Source organism: Citreicella sp. C3M06, from assembly GCF_018860705.1.
In the GTDB taxonomy this organism is placed as follows: Bacteria; Pseudomonadota; Alphaproteobacteria; order Rhodobacterales; family Rhodobacteraceae; genus Salipiger.
This window is the reverse complement of the sequence record NZ_JAHKQA010000012.1, coordinates 1-14227: the sequence shown is the minus strand read 5'-3', so window position 1 is coordinate 14227 and position 14227 is coordinate 1. Positions and strand designations below refer to the sequence as shown.

12 protein-coding genes and 2 pseudogenes are annotated in these 14227 nt (G+C 63.7%); 11 read left to right on the top strand and 3 right to left on the bottom strand.

Annotated features, from left to right (window positions below; all coding sequences use genetic code 11):
- Window positions 1-50 precede the first annotated feature (50 nt).
- From KO516_RS03475 to KO516_RS03465, 3 genes are read left to right on the top strand one after another with little or no spacing between them, the layout of a single operon-like run.
- Window positions 51-1274 carry an amidohydrolase family protein gene (locus KO516_RS03475; protein ID WP_216002419.1) on the top strand — a complete coding sequence of 408 codons (1224 nt, stop codon included), beginning with the start codon at window positions 51-53 and terminating at the stop codon, window positions 1272-1274.
- 22 nt (window positions 1275-1296) lie between these two features.
- On the top strand, window positions 1297-1707 hold the full coding sequence (locus KO516_RS03470; protein ID WP_216002418.1) for a DUF3830 family protein: 411 nt from the start codon (window positions 1297-1299) through the stop codon (window positions 1705-1707).
- A gap of 25 nt (window positions 1708-1732) precedes the next feature.
- Entirely contained in the window at window positions 1733-2644 is a 912-nt protein-coding gene (locus KO516_RS03465) for a LysR family transcriptional regulator (RefSeq protein ID WP_216002417.1), read from the top strand.
- Here KO516_RS03465 and KO516_RS03460 read toward each other — a convergent pair.
- Window positions 2601-3392, bottom strand: coding sequence for an HpcH/HpaI aldolase/citrate lyase family protein (locus KO516_RS03460; RefSeq protein ID WP_252737372.1), 792 nt, complete (start codon window positions 3390-3392; stop codon window positions 2601-2603). The two genes, KO516_RS03465 and KO516_RS03460, sit on opposite strands and share 44 nt — an antisense overlap.
- Before the next feature lie 198 nt (window positions 3393-3590).
- Here KO516_RS03460 and KO516_RS03455 point away from each other — a divergent pair, with 198 nt between their 5' ends.
- From KO516_RS03455 to KO516_RS03445, 3 genes are read left to right on the top strand one after another with little or no spacing between them, the layout of a single operon-like run.
- Window positions 3591-4139 carry a TRAP transporter small permease gene (locus tag KO516_RS03455; protein WP_216002416.1) on the top strand — a complete coding sequence of 183 codons (549 nt, stop codon included), beginning with the start codon at window positions 3591-3593 and terminating at the stop codon, window positions 4137-4139.
- Entirely contained in the window at window positions 4136-5416 is a 1281-nt protein-coding gene (locus tag KO516_RS03450; RefSeq protein ID WP_216002415.1) for a TRAP transporter large permease, read from the top strand. Before KO516_RS03455 ends, KO516_RS03450 begins: the two co-directional genes overlap by 4 nt.
- A 26-nt stretch (window positions 5417-5442) precedes the next feature.
- Window positions 5443-6417, top strand: coding sequence for a TRAP transporter substrate-binding protein (locus tag KO516_RS03445; RefSeq protein WP_216002414.1), 975 nt, complete (start codon window positions 5443-5445; stop codon window positions 6415-6417).
- A 62-nt stretch (window positions 6418-6479) separates the two neighbouring features.
- On the opposite strand, the gene KO516_RS03440 is transcribed toward KO516_RS03445, so the two are convergent.
- Complete coding sequence (locus KO516_RS03440; protein WP_216002413.1) at window positions 6480-7418, bottom strand: dihydrodipicolinate synthase family protein; 939 nt, start codon at window positions 7416-7418, stop codon at window positions 6480-6482.
- Window positions 7419-7557: 139 nt separating this feature from the next.
- Between KO516_RS03440 and hydA the strand changes: the two genes are divergently transcribed.
- The 4 genes and pseudogenes from hydA to KO516_RS03420 all read left to right on the top strand — a co-directional run.
- Entirely contained in the window at window positions 7558-8961 is a 1404-nt protein-coding gene (gene hydA, locus KO516_RS03435) for a dihydropyrimidinase (protein WP_216002412.1), read from the top strand.
- Entirely contained in the window at window positions 8958-10301 is a 1344-nt protein-coding gene (locus tag KO516_RS03430) for an NAD(P)/FAD-dependent oxidoreductase (protein WP_216002411.1), read from the top strand. The genes hydA and KO516_RS03430 overlap by 4 nt, the downstream gene beginning before the upstream one ends.
- Window positions 10302-11031: 730 nt before the next feature.
- Window positions 11032-12084, top strand: a pseudogene (locus tag KO516_RS03425) (IS3 family transposase); the annotation flags it as partial.
- 59 nt (window positions 12085-12143) lie between these two features.
- Window positions 12144-12652, top strand: a pseudogene (locus tag KO516_RS03420) (transposase); the annotation flags it as partial.
- Between the two features lie 137 nt (window positions 12653-12789).
- On the opposite strand, the gene KO516_RS03415 reads toward KO516_RS03420, so the two are convergent.
- Entirely contained in the window at window positions 12790-13335 is a 546-nt protein-coding gene (locus KO516_RS03415) for a YaeQ family protein (protein WP_216002410.1), read from the bottom strand.
- A gap of 352 nt (window positions 13336-13687) precedes the next feature.
- Between KO516_RS03415 and KO516_RS03410 the strand changes: the two genes are divergently transcribed.
- Entirely contained in the window at window positions 13688-13990 is a 303-nt protein-coding gene (locus KO516_RS03410; protein WP_216002409.1) for a hypothetical protein, read from the top strand.
- Window positions 13991-14227 lie beyond the last annotated feature (237 nt).

The following is a 14227-nucleotide window of genomic DNA, read 5'->3' as shown; positions in this document are numbered from 1 at the left end:
GCCCGCATCGCGGCCTATTCAGGCCAACCAACCTTTACGGAGATCGCAGAATGAGCCTTGATCTGGTGATACGGGCGGCGAGGCTGTCTGACGGGGCCGCGCCGGTGGATATCGGCATCAGGGCCGGGCGCATCGTTGATATCGCGCAGGACCTGTCCAGCGACGCTCCGACAAGGGGCGCGGGTGGAGGGCTGCTCATCCGAGGCTTTGCCGACAGCCACCTGCATCTGGACAAGGCCTGCATTCTGGATCGCGCGCATAACCAGACCGGCACGCTCAAGGGCGCGCTGGACGCGGTGACCGCCGCCAAGCGCGATTTCACCACCGCCGATGTTTACGCACGCGGTGCGCGTGTGCTGGACAAGGCCATCGGGCAGGGCACGACGCTGATCCGCACGCAGGTGGAAATCGACCCGGTGATCGGGCTTGCCGGGTTCGACGCGGTGCGCCAGTTGCGCGCCGATTACGCATGGGCGCTGGATCTGCAAATCTGCGTCTTTCCGCAAGAGGGGCTGTTGAACTATCCGGGCACCGAGGAACTGCTGCGCGCCGCGCTGAGCCAAGGCGCCGATCTGCTGGGCGGGTGCCCCTATACCGACACCGACCCCTTTGGCCACATCGCCCGCATCTTTGCCATGGCGCGCGAGTTTGATGTCGATCTGGATGTCCATCTGGATTTCGATCTGGACCCCAGCTGGCGGCATATGGATGAGATCGCCCGCCAGACCATTGCCCACGGGATGCAGGGCCGGGTGGCGATTGGCCATGTTACCAAGCTGTCGATGCTGCCGCCGGACCGGCTGGCCGATAGCGTCGCGATGCTACGTGATGCAGGCATCGCGCTGACGGTGCTGCCCGCGACCGACTTGTTCATCACCGGGCGCGATCATGATCACGGCGTGCCGCGCGGCGTGGCCCCGGCGCATGTGTTCCACGCCGCAGGGGTGTGCTGTACGGTTGCCACCAACAATGTGCTCAACCCGTTCACGCCCTATGGCGATTGTTCGCTGCCGCGCATGGCGAACCTGTTCGCCAATGTCGCCCAGCTGGGCCAGACGGGCGATCTGGACCGCTGTTTCGCGATGATCAGCGACGATCCGTTCCGCCTGCTGGGTCATCGGGCCGATATCACGGTTGGCTCCAGCGCTGATCTTGTGTTGCTGCCCTGCGCCAGCCGCGCCGCCACCGTGGCCGAAATTCGCCGCCCCCTGTGGGGGATGCGCGCTGGGCGGATGAGTTTTGACGCGCCCGCCCCACGCCTTTTGAAACCTTGACGACAGCAGAAAGACCCAAGCCATGAGCGACCTTGTCATCCACGCCGGAGAGTTCACCTTCGACGCCAAATTCGAAGCCGATGCACCCAAAACCGTGGCGGCCTTTCGCGCGGCCATGCCCTTCGTCAGCCAGATCGTGCATGTGCGCTGGTCGGGCGAGGGCGTGTGGATCCCGCTGGGCGATCATGACTTTGGGGTAGGGTATGAAAACCACACCTGCTACCCCGCGCCGGGGCAGATCATCCTTTATCCCGGTGGCATCAGCGAAACTGAGATCCTGCTGGCCTATGGCGGCGTGAACTTTGCCTCCAAGGTCGGGCAGCTGGCGGGCAACCATTTCATCACCATCACCAGCGGATTGGAAAATCTGGCCACGCTGGGGCGCGCGACCCTGTGGAAGGGCGCGCATGACATCCGGTTCGAATTGAAATGATCCGGCCTGACCACGGGCGCGCCAGATGAACCTGCGCCAGATCGAAGTGTTCCGTTCGGTGATGGCGACCGGCACCACCGTGGCGGCGGCGCAGGCGCTGGGCATGTCGCAATCCGCCGTCAGCATCGCGCTGAAACATATCGAGGCGCAGGCCGGCTTTACCCTGTTCGTGCGCAGCGCCAACCGCCTGATGCCCACGCAGGAAGCCAAGCTGCTGTTCGAAGAGGTCGCGCCGCTGTCGGTGATGCAGCAGATCGTCAACCAGCGGGTCAAGGACATCCGGCTTGGCCATATCGGCCGGGTGCGGGTGGTGGCGACGTCCGAGCTGACCGAGGCGTTGATGCCAAGCGTGGTGCAGCAGTTTCTGGACCTTTATCCCGATGTCTACCTGTCGCTGGAAACCAAGCCGCTGCCACTGGCCATTGCTGCGGTCGAGGACGGGCTGGCGGATATCGGCTTTGCGATGGAGCCCAGCGAAAGCTACGGGATCGAGCTGACCCCCTTTGCCGAATTGCGCATGGTGTGCCTGTGCGCGCGCAGCGATCCATTGGCCGCGCTGCCGGTGGTGACACCGCGCGATCTGGAATTTTCGCGGCTGGTCTGCCCGATGACGGGGACGGGGGTGGCCGACCTGCTGGCGGCGGCGTTTCTGGCGGTGGGCGCGCCGTACAATCCCCGGATCGAGGTGCGGTTTCTGAACGCCGCCGCCCGCATCGTGCAAGAGGGCTGGGGCGTCGCACTCTTGGATGAGGTCACCGCCCATTCGGGCCGTTACGAAGACCTGACGGTCGTGCCCTTCGAACCCGTCGTGCCGCGCGTGCTGTCCACGATCGCGCCGCGTGGTCGGCCGATGTCGGTCACCACGCAGCGGTTTCGCGATCTGTTCGTGTCGCTTACGCAGGCGCGGCTGGCTGGCTTGCGGGAAGCTGCGCCCTGACCGTACCCAGCGTGGCGCGGGCCCCATCGACCAGCAGGTTGATCTCGTTGGTGGCCACGATCAGCGTCGCGCCATTGGCCACCGCATGGCCGGGGATCAACGCCGCGGGCAGGCCCATCACGCCGAACCCAAGGCCGTGGGCATGCGCCGCCGCCGCGATGGTGGCAAAGGCGGCACGCACATCTGGGTGATCGAGCTGCCCGGTATGGCCCAGATCCGACGCCAGATCATTCGCCCCGATCACCAGCGCACTCAGCCCCGGCACGGCGGCGATCTCGGCCACGGCATCCAGCCCGGCGCGGCTTTCGATCATCGCGTGCAGTTCGACGCGTTCCTCGCTGGCGGCGATCAACTGCGCGGGGGGGACGGCTTCAAACGACAGGATCGCCAGCGGCCCCGGAATCGCGCGGCTGCCCAACGGCGCAAAGCGGCAGGCGGCCACGATGGCGCGGGCCTGTTCGGCGCTGTCCACATGCGGGATGATCACGCCGGTGGCGCCGCAATCGAGCACCCGCGCCAGATCGGGCGAGCCCGGCCCCGTCACCCGCGCCAGCACCGGGAAATCGGCGGCCAGCCCGGTCACGCAAATGCCCGCCAGCGCATCGATGGCGATGCGCCCATGTTCCATATCCACCAGCAGAAAATCATAGCCCGCGCCCTTGGCCACGGGGATCATCTCGGGCAGGCCGACGACGCAGGCGGCCAACCCGATGCGCGGCACGGGCGTGCTTGAAAAACTGGCTGTCATGGGCGTCTCGCATTTTTCTAAAGGGCTGATTTTTCGACCTATGGCCGAGCGATTCCGGTTTGGCAACGCAATCAGCGCCCAAAATAATGGCGGTCGTTTTTGTAATAGTCCGGGGTCTTTTCGCCCGGTGATTTTGGCGCAACGCTGACCACCAACGCGACAAACGCACAAGATTTCAACGAAACGAAAGGCGCCGACATGACGAGATCGCCGGATCTTCCTCCTTGGCTGAACAGGGTTGCCGGGCCCGCCACGCTGGCACTGACGGGGCTGCGACGGCTGGTCGATCTGATAGCAGGGTTGCTGTTCATCTACATGGCGCTGGCGATCATGGCGCAGATCCTTGGGCGCTATGTCTTTGGCTATTCCATCGCCGGAACCGATGAGACGGCGGTGTTCGCGCAGGTCTGGCTGGTGCTGCTGGGCGCGGGCATCGCGATGCGCAACCGCCAGCATGTGGGGGTGGATGTTCTGATCCGCCGCACGCCCGAACGGGTGCAGCAGCTGGCGCGGCTGGCGTCTTATGCTCTGGGCATGTGGTTCCTGTATGTGGTGTTCGTGGGCAGCTTTGCGTTGCTGGGCATCGGGATGATGGTGCAATCACCGGCGCTGCGCCTGCCGATGGCCATTCCTTATGCGGCGCTGCCGGTGGGCATGGCCTATTTCATGCTGGAATTCTCCATCGCCAGCCTTCCTGACATTTTGCGCCCGGCCCAGGCCCGCGCCAACGCGGCGGCTTTGACATGAATATTGCGTTTGGCGGTTTTGCCTTTCTGATCTTTTCGGGCCTGCCCATCGTTCTGGCGCTGGGGGTGTCGGCGCTGATCGCCATCGTGGTGCTGACCGATGTGCCGTTGTCGATCGTGGCGCAGCGGGTTTATGGCGGGGTCAATTCCTTTCCGCTGATGGCGATCCCGTTCTTTGTCGCCGCCGGGATCATCATGGAAACCGGGGGCATTGCCCGCCGCTTTGTGGCGCTGGCAAGCGCATTGGTGGGATGGATCACCGGTAGCCTCTATATGGTGGCGATCACCGCGGGCACCGGGCTTGCGGCGATTTCGGGGTCCGGGTCGGCGGATACGGCGGCGATTGGCTCGATGCTGATCCCCGACATGCGCAAGCGCGGCTATGATGTGGATATGGCGGCGGCGGTGATCGCCGCGTCTGGCGCGATGGCGAGCATCGTGCCGCCGTCCATCGTCATGGTGATCATCGCGATCACCACCAACCAGTCCATCGGCGCGATGTTCTTGGGCGGCATCATTCCGGGGCTGTTGCTGTCGGTGGGGCTGTTGTTCGGCACCTATCTGTACGCCAAGCGCGGCGGCATGGCATACAAGGACGTGCAGCCGTTTTCCGGTGCGCGGCTCTGGGCGGCGCTGGTCGATGCGCTGCCGGCCATGCTGGTGCCGCTGATCATCGTCGGCGGCATCGTCGGCGGCGTGTTCACCGCGACCGAGGCCGCCTGTGTTGCGGTGTTCGTCACCGCCGCGATCTCGATCTGGATCTACCGCGAACTGACCATCCCGCAGCTTTGGCCGATCATCCTCAAGACCGTGAGCCTTGCGGCGGCGGTGCTGATCATCGTGTCCACCGCCAGCATCTTTTCGTGGATCATCGCCAGTCAGGGCGCGCCGCGTGCGCTGGATGACTTCCTGCGCGGCGTCACGTCCAACCCGCTGGTGTTCCTGCTGCTGGTCAACCTGTTGCTGCTCTTCGTCGGCATGTTCATGGAAAGCATCAGTGCCATCCTGATCATCATGCCGGTGCTGATGCCCATCGCCATCGGCTATGACATCGACCCGGTGCATTTCGGCGTGATGGCGGCGCTCAACCTGTCGGTGGGGCTGGTGACGCCGCCCTATGGCATCTGTCTTTACATCGCATCGATGGTGGCGGGGCGACGCATCGAACAGGTGTCTTCGCGCGTGTGGTTGCCGCTGATCCCGATGGTGATCGTGCTGGGGCTGACCGCCTTTGCCTCGCCGGTCACGCTTTGGCTTCCCTCATTCTTTTACGACTGATCTCTCTGACCATAAGGAAACGATCCATGAAAACCCTCACCTCTCTGGCCTGCCTGCTGTCTGCCGCCCTTGCGCTACCGGCGTTTGCGCAAGAATACACGCTGCGCATCGCCCATACCAACGCCGCAGACGAAGTGCAGGACAAGGGCCTGCAAAAGATGCGCGAACTGCTCGAGGCCAAGACCGACGGGCGCGCCACCATCGAGATTTTCCCCAACGGTCAGCTCGGCGATGAGGCGCAGCTGGTCGAACAGGTGATGCTGGGCTCGCTCGATGTGGCGATGACCGCCAATTCGACGATCAGCAATTACATCACCGATTACCGCGTGTTCGACCTGCCGTTCCTGTTCCCGACCATTGCCAAGCTGAGCAGCGTTCTGGACGGCCCGGTCTACGGTATGCTGGAGGATTCCGCCAATGATACGGGTCTGGAACTGCTTGCGGTCTATTCCTCGGGCATTCGTCACATCATGACCAAGGAAGAGATCAATTCCATCGACGATCTGAAAAACGTCAAGATCCGCACCATGCAGAACCCGATCCACGTGGATGCGTTCACCGCGTTTGGGGCCAACCCGACGCCGCTGGCCTATTCGGAACTGTATGGCGCGCTGCAAAGCGGCGTGGTTGATGGGGCCGAAGGCGCTGCGACCAACTACACCGGCCAGAAGCTGTACGAAGTCGCGCCCGATTTCGCCATGGTCGGTTGGCTCAACATGACCGCCCCGGTGTTCATGCAAAAGGCCGCGTTCGACATGCTCCCCGAAGACATCCAGACCGCCGTTCTGGAATCCGGTAAGGAATCCGCCGATTGGCAGCGTCAGTATGTCGATGATCAGGAAAAGCCGCTGCTGGATGCGCTGGTCGAAAAAGGCGTGACGATCACGCAGCCCGACCCCAAGCCGTTCCAGGAAGCTGCCGTGCCGCTGTACAACGCCATGCTGGAAACCGAGACCCAGCAGGCGCTGTTCGACGCGGTCATGGCCACCCCGACCAACTGATCCGGGTGGCGGGATATTCCATCCTGACACGTGACAGACGGGTCGCCCATCGGGCGGCCCGTTCAGCCGTTTTGTGCCCCATCCAGCGCGACGTCCAGCGCGGCGCGCAGCACCTCGCGATAGGCCTCACTTGGCGGCTGGGTCGGCGGCGCGGTGCGATCATTGTCCAGATGCCCCAACAGCACCAGACAGGTCTTGAGGCAGGCGGTCGGCGACACCCCCGGCGGCGGGCTGTAGATCGCGCTGACCAGCGGCGCGAGGCGGTCATGCAACGCGCGGGCACGGTCCCAATCCTGCGCTTGCGCCGCATCCCACAGATCGACCGTCAGATCGGGCAGCACGGCGGCCAGCGACACTTGGCTGCCCTCGGTTCCGATCAGATAGCCGGTCAGCAGATGTTCATCCCCCGACGCCAGTACGGCAATGTCGGGGAACGCCGCCTTGACTGCGCGGCGATTGGCATCATAGCGGGCGATTTCCCAGCTGCCTTCCTTGATCGCGACCACATGGGGCAGGGCGCACAGCGCCAGCAGCGTGTCGAGCGGATAGGCCATGCGCCCCGCCGTCACCGGCGCTTGGTACAGCACCACCGGCAGATCGCTCGCCTCAGCGATCCGGGCGTGATGGTCGACCACCGCTGCAAGAGATTGCCCCAGCGCCCAGCCGTTGGGCGGAAACACCAGCACCGCATCGCCGCCCGCTGCGTCCACGTCGCGGGCATGATCCGCCGCCTCAAGCGCGCTTTCGCTGTAAACGCCGCAGGTCAGCCAGACATCGGGAAAGGCGTCACGCAGGATCTCGACCACCTCACGCTTGGCACTGCGCGACAGTTGCGCGTTTTCCCCGGCGTGCCCGTTGATCAGCAAGCCCTTGATGCCAGCGCAGTCCATGACGCGCCCAACATGCACCACCAACGCCTTGCGGTCGATGGTAAAATCGGCTGTCAACGGACACACGGTGGCGGCATGGATGCCATGAAGGCGGGTGGGGTCGAACGGCATGATCTGCTCCGGCTGCGGCGGTTGGCTGATCTGTCGGGTGGGGCTCGCCCGAATGAAACCCCTTCGCCGCCCCGCGCGGCATGAAACAACACCCCAAGGCGCAAAGACGCCCAATTCGCAGGCAGGAACGAGGCCACATATGAACTTCGACACCATCATCTCTGGCGGCACCCTTGTCACCGACACCAAGAGTTTTCGCGCCGATATCGGCATCACCGACGGGCGCATCACCGCGATTGCCGAAACGCTCGACGGCGCGGCGCAGACCATCGACGCGACGGGCAAGCTGGTGATGCCCGGCGGTATCGACAGCCATGTCCACCTTGCCCAGCCTTCTGGCCCAGAGGTGGTGATGGCCGATGATTTCGCCTCGGGCACGCTGGCCGCCGCGTTTGGCGGCAACACCACCGTCATGCCGTTCTGTCTGCAGGAAAAGGGCAAGGGCCTGCGCGAGGCGCTGACCGCCTATCACGCGCTGGCGGACGGCAATTGCCACACCGATGTCAGCTTTCATGTCATCGTGTCCGACCCCTCGGCCGGCGTGCTGGGGCAGGATATTCCGGCTTTGGTCGAGGACGGCTATACCTCGATCAAGGTGTTCATGACCTATGACGATCTGGTGCTGAATGATCGCGAATTGCTGGGGGTGATGGACGCCGCGCGCCACTCTGGCGCGTTTGTCATGGTCCATGCCGAAGGCTATGACACCATCCGCTTCCTGACGGAAAAACTGGAACGGGCGGGCAAGACCGCGCCCTATTACCACGGCCCCTCGCGCCCGGTTGCAGTGGAACGCGAGGCGACGCACCGCGCCATCAGCCTGGCCGAAATTGTCGAGGTGCCGATCATGATCGTGCACGTGTCCAACCGCGCCGCGATCGAGGAAATCGAACGTGCCCGCGCGCGGGGCCTGAACATTCGCGCCGAAACCTGCCCGCAATACCTTGTGCTGACCGAAGACGACATGCAGGGCGACGCCATGGAGGGCGCCAAGTTCGTCTGTAGCCCGCCGCCGCGTGGCACCGACGATCAGGAGGCCTGCTGGCAGGGGCTGATCGATGGCACTTTCGATGTGTTCTCATCCGATCACTGCCCGTTCCGCTACACAGAAGACGGCAAGCTGACACCCAAAGGCGAGAAATCGTTCCGCTATGTGCCCAACGGCATTCCGGGCGTCGAAACCCGCCTGCCGATCCTGTTTTCCGAAGGGGTCACCAAGGGACGCATCGATCTGAACCGCTTTGTCGCGCTGTCCTCGACCAACCATGCCAAGACCTATGGGATGTATCCGCAAAAGGGGGCGCTCGAGGTCGGCTCGGACGCGGATATCGTGCTGTGGGATGCGGATCTGACCCGCACCATTCGGCAGGAAAACCTGCATCACGGCTGCGATTATACCCCGTTCGAGGGGCTCGAAGTCACCGGCTGGCCCGTGCTGACCATGCTGCGCGGGCAGGTGGTGACGCAAGGCGACACGCTGGCCTCGGCCACTCCGGGCGGGGCCTATGTGCCGCGCGCGCGGTCTCCCCATGCGGCGCAATGAGCGCGGCGATTCCTGACCCTGACCGCCTGCGCGACGTGATCGTCGTGGGCGGCGGGCTTGCCGGGCTGACGGCCGCCTATCGGCTGCGCGAGCGTGACGTGCTGGTGCTGGAGGCGGGCGCGCGCGCCGGGGGGCGGGTGTGTTCGGTGCTGCACGATGGCGTGCCGCTGAACCTTGGGGCGCATATGTTTTCCGGCCCCGGCACCCCGGTGGGCGATCTGGTGGCCGAGCTGGGCCTGACCCGCACGCCGATCCGGGGGGCGCTGATGGCGATGTCTCTGGGCGGGAAACTGGTGCAGGGTCGGCCCGAGCTCTGGCCGCTGCGCCTGCCGATGTCGCTGCCTGCGCGGGCGTCCTTTGCGCGGATGGGCCTGCGCCTGCGCCGGGGCGCGGCGCGTATGGCCCGCGCCATGGCCGATGGCACCGATGCCACGTTCGAGGACCACCGCACCCTTGCCGAGTTCATCGGTCCGCTGCACCCGCAGGTGTCGGTGATGCTGGCCGCGCTCACCGAACGCTCTGGCGGAGACCCCGCCAGTATGTCCGCAGGCCACGCGCTGCGCAGTTTCACCAATGTCTGGAGCGGGCAGGCCCCCGGCGCGAACCTGACAGGCGGCAGCCAGCGCATGATTGATGCGCTTGTCGATGCCATTGGCCCCGCCAGAGTGCTGACCCAGGCGCCCGTGACCCATGTGCAGAACATGGGCGATCATGTCTGCGTGGACCTTGCGGGCACCCGGCTGCGCGCCCGGCGCTGCATCGTCTGCACCCCGGCGCCGATCACGCGCAGGATCCTGTCCGGGTTGCCAGAGGCCTGCACGGCTGCGCTTGGCCAGATCGCCTATGGCCCGTTCCTGAGCGTCGCGCTTGGCGTGCGCGGGGCTGCCCCGTGGCGCGGCGCCTATGCGCTTGCCACCCCCGGCGCGCCGTTCAGCGTGATGTTCGACCAAGGCACCGGGCTCGATACCGGCGGGCTCAGCTCTTTGATGCTGTTTCGCGGTGCGGCAGGGGCGGCGGAGCTTGCGGCCCTGACCGACGACACCCTGACCCAGTTGGCGCAGCGCCAGCTGCAGGGGCTGTTCCCGGGGGCGGCGTTGCGGATCGAGGCCACGCAGATCGCCCGCTGGCCCCACGGCGCCCCGGTCGCGCTGCCGGGCCGGGCGGCGTTGCAGGCACCGCTACAGATGCCATTGGGGCGCATCGCCCTTGCGGGAGATTACTTTCATTCTCCCAACATGGCGGCCGCGATCCTGAGCGCCGACCGGGCCGTTGCCCTGACACGGGCAGAGCCAGAGCCACTGGCGTCCGGGCCTGATGCCCGCTGGTCCCGGGCGTCATGAAAGCCCTTGTCAGGCTCGGGGAAACCGGCCCCGTCCCAAGCCAGCCCGATAAAGGATAGCGCAGGCGAACAGCCCGTTTCACCGTAAAGAGGCCACCGGCCTGACGTTGCGTCTTGGGGGCCTTTGCCCGGATCATGGCCATTCTGGCGCTGATCGCCGTGACCATCATCATGGTTGGGGCCACGCCGAGACTGTGGGGGGTGGGGCTAACGCAGCTAGTGCAATCCGAGCGCCTACACCGCGAGCGCTGTAATGGCGCTGCCGGGCATCCTGCGCGGCGGGATCGCACACTGCAGCCCCTGTCACTCGCCGCGCTTGTCATCGTGGCGGCAATCCTTGCCCGCAGGCTGACCCGCCAGAGCGCCCCCCGATCCACGACATCCCCACCGATACCAAGCCGCCGCCGGACGTCATCGCGCTGGATGCCACAGGCCCCGGCGCGAACAACAGCCGTGTCGATCAAAGTCAGGCTTGCGTTGGTATCAAGGTATCTACTGATGCTGTTTCATTCCGCCGCGCCCGGCAACTTACGAACGCTAGCATTGCAGTCGAAACAGGCAGCATGGGCCGAGACGTCGCCGCGCGTAAGCCCAACAATTGAGGCCGAGCTGACTTTTGGAAACCCCCGCGACTTGCAGCGAAGGCACTTGAACTGACCTGCGCGTCATGGCCTGCTGCCGGTTTCATGGACACGAAGATAAGATCGTAACGATGGAACTGTAGAGTGGACATGACGGCGCCGAAGTTCAGCCGCGTGTTCAAGCCGGGGGCGGGGAAGCGCGTGACCGAGCGAGGCTTGTCGGTGGCCCAGACATGCCGTGATTTGGAACTGGCCGCGAGCGTTCTACGGCGGTGGATGCGTGAAGCGGCGGCGCCGACCGGGGCGTTCTCTGGCAATGGCCAGCAGCGCGCTGATCTTGCCGAGATCGCAGCCCTGAAGAAAGAGGTCGCCAAGCTCAAGCATCCTGAAAAAGGGTGAGACCATTATTCGCCATCGGTCCGAGGGCAATGGTCGACCGCCTAATTCGCGCAGGACGCGCCATGACGTTCGCACTCGTTGCGAAGCATCGGCACATCTGGCCAGTGAGTTGGATGTGCGACGCTCTGGGCGTGTCCCAGTCGGGCATCCACGCCCGGCCCGGGCGAGCAATCAGCGCGCGGGCGAGCTGCGAGGCGAAGCTCGTCGTGGAGATCGACAAAAGCTATAAAGCCAGCGATCGCACCTGTGGCGCCCGCCGTGTCTGGCGCGACGTGCCTGAGGGCGGGCTGCACCGGATCGAACGGCTGATGCGCCGGGATACAATGAGGGCGCGGCCGAAGCGACGCGGGAAGCCGCAGGACGACGCTGAACGCTCGGTCATAGCCGACAAGATTCTCGACCGTGATTTCAAGGCCGACCGCCCGAATCAGACTGGGCTTGCCGGCGTCGCCTGCATCTTGACCGCGGAGGGCTGGCTCTACGTCTCGGTCCTGCTCGACCTCTTCTTTCGGCGCGTCGTCGGTTGGTCGATGCAGGCGAACCGGGGCGCCTCGTTGGTCATGGGCGCGCTGATCCCTTTCGAGACATCTGCAAGGTAGATGCCCTGCTGGGCAGTGGTTGAACCGCGCCGGCAACCTCCGGGACAAATGGGCGATGGAGACCTTCTTCTCAGCGATGAAGACCGAACGGACGGCCCGCAAGGTCTACCGCACTCGTGATGCCCTCCGTGCAGACGTGTTCGACCACATGGAGCGCATCTGCAATCCGAGGCGCCGCCACTCGAAGCTGGGCGACCCAACCCCATGGCGTTCGAGGACCGCGCCATGCAAACCCAACCCGCTGTCTTCGAAATCAGCAGAAGGCCACACATCCGGCTCTTCGACAAGTCGGAGTACAGCGACGGGACCTGGACCCGCGCCGACTTCGAGTGGGACGCAGAGTACGACCAGTACATCGGCCCCAAGGGGTACGAACGGAGTAGTTCCGCCGCGATTTCTTCGATCCCAACCGGGGGCCGACCGGACAGGGCAGAACCAAATACCATGCCCTGAAACTGACCTGCCAGGCCTGCCCATCCAAGGCGAAATGCTGCCGGAATTCGGATGCCAGCAAAATCACCCTCGAAGAACATGAGGACGCGGGGCAGCTTGCCTGCAAGATCGCAAAGACCAAGCAATGCGACATCTCAATGAAGCTCCGGAAAATAGTCGAGATGTTCTTGGCGCACCTCAAACGGATCCTTGACCAGAACAGGCTCCGATTGCGTGGCCCATGCGGCGCAAATGACGAATTTCTTCTTACCGCCACCGCCCGGAACCTGCGCAAACTGGCCAAGATTCCCCCAGCACCGCAGAAATTGCGAAACGCCTGACAGGAAAGCCGCTCGCGCCATGTTCACCCGTCGATATTCTGCGCTCGCGAACGGGTGTTTTTTCACGGAACCGGCTGGGGCTGACGCATACCCAGAGGACGTGGCCCTTGATTTACGAAGCCCGCTCTCTGCTGCGCCTAAGCGGCACCTTTCCACGTTTCGGGCGTGACGTAGACGATGTTGTCATTGACGCTGATCATCACCTCGCCGTCCTGAATATTGACCTGTAGCTTCATCGCCCGCCTGGCTAGCCTGCCCAATGCGGCGGTGTCTGTTTCAGAGAAGTTGATCACCCGCAGATTGTCGAAACGGGTAGTGCCGTTCTTGACTTTGTCCCACCACGCGTCGGCCGTCTTGCCGCCATATGGGTAAACAACAACCTGCGCGGCTTTGCTGCAGGACTGCCGCATGACCTTCTCGCTCGGAAGCCCAAGGGCGACCCACACATCAATCTCACCGCTCAGGCTCTTTTGCCAGATGTCAGGCTCGTCATCCGTGGACAGCCCTTTGGTCAATTCCAAATGCTCATGAGCATTCAGTGCAAAGGCAACGATGCGTAGCATCAGCCGCTCGTCGGTCTCGGAAGGATGCTTGGCAACGGTCAGTTTATGGATCTCGTAATAGTGGCGATCCATATCGCTGACCGACAGCTCGACCTTATAGATTGTGGCTTTTTGCGCCATGATCGTCCCAAACTCCCTTGGATCGGGCTACCTACCTCTTGCGACGATCTTTGGGAAGAGCATTCTGAGCCGAACAGCCAAGCTGCGAGAACGGGCTTTCTCAGCGGAGGTTTCATTCTGCGCGGTGATGTGCTGAAACGGCTCTGACGATGTGACCGCCCCCCCCCTGACATGACCGGCTTTCTTCGTGGACCCTTGCAGGCCCAGCTTGGCAAATTGATGCCGTCCAAGGCGGCCACATCAACAGAACCCGCGCTTGCACCAAGTTCATCGATCTTTCAGGCGAGGGCGACGACCATCACGTTTCAGGATCTCAATCATCTTGTCATTTTGAGCAAGTGGAGCGCTGACGGTGGAAGACGCGCGAAGCATCGCACAGGATTTTCTGGACCGCCAAGGTGAGGCAACCAACTCGGGGGATGTCGAAGCCACCGTGGGTTGGTGCGACATACCTTGCACGCTCGAGAGTTTTCGGGGGAAAATCGTCGCGACGACCGAAGCGGAAATTCGTGCCATTTGCGCGACGTTCATCGACAACCTGAAGGCGAAACGGCTCACGCATATGATGCGCCGCTGTCTTGAGGCGGTGTACAATGACGACGACACGATCTGCGCGACGTACGAGACGCGCTACATTAAGACGGGCACCAGCTGACCGAAGAGCCGTCTGTCGGTTTTGTCATTTTACGGCGTAGCGGTGGCCGGTGGAAAATCAGCAATACTCAATTCGCAGCAGAGAATGACAGCCCTGTCGATGTCACGCTGCGCGATTGGATGCGCGGCAGGGCCGAAAACTAGCAGTCCGGCATTACTCGTGGATCGTTTGGAAATCGTAAGGGGGTAATCCCCCCGATCTTAGGGGGATGCGGAATTAGAATTTTCTCGGCAGGAT

Excerpts from the sequence above, each read along its gene's own strand:
- KO516_RS03445 (WP_216002414.1), top strand. The coding sequence starts at position 5,443 with ATGAAAACCCTCACCTCTCTGGCCTGCCTGCTGTCTGCCGCCCTTGCG.
- KO516_RS03430 (WP_216002411.1), top strand. The coding sequence starts at position 8,958 with ATGAGCGCGGCGATTCCTGACCCTGACCGCCTGCGCGACGTGATCGTC.
- KO516_RS03415 (WP_216002410.1), bottom strand. The coding sequence starts at position 13,335 with ATGGCGCAAAAAGCCACAATCTATAAGGTCGAGCTGTCGGTCAGCGAT.
- KO516_RS03450 (WP_216002415.1), top strand. The coding sequence starts at position 4,136 with ATGAATATTGCGTTTGGCGGTTTTGCCTTTCTGATCTTTTCGGGCCTG.
- KO516_RS03440 (WP_216002413.1), bottom strand. The coding sequence starts at position 7,418 with ATGCCGTTCGACCCCACCCGCCTTCATGGCATCCATGCCGCCACCGTG.
- KO516_RS03475 (WP_216002419.1), top strand. The coding sequence starts at position 51 with ATGAGCCTTGATCTGGTGATACGGGCGGCGAGGCTGTCTGACGGGGCC.
- KO516_RS03455 (WP_216002416.1), top strand. The coding sequence starts at position 3,591 with ATGACGAGATCGCCGGATCTTCCTCCTTGGCTGAACAGGGTTGCCGGG.
- KO516_RS03470 (WP_216002418.1), top strand. The coding sequence starts at position 1,297 with ATGAGCGACCTTGTCATCCACGCCGGAGAGTTCACCTTCGACGCCAAA.
- hydA (WP_216002412.1), top strand. The coding sequence starts at position 7,558 with ATGAACTTCGACACCATCATCTCTGGCGGCACCCTTGTCACCGACACC.
- KO516_RS03465 (WP_216002417.1), top strand. The coding sequence starts at position 1,733 with ATGAACCTGCGCCAGATCGAAGTGTTCCGTTCGGTGATGGCGACCGGC.
- KO516_RS03460 (WP_252737372.1), bottom strand. The coding sequence starts at position 3,392 with ATGACAGCCAGTTTTTCAAGCACGCCCGTGCCGCGCATCGGGTTGGCC.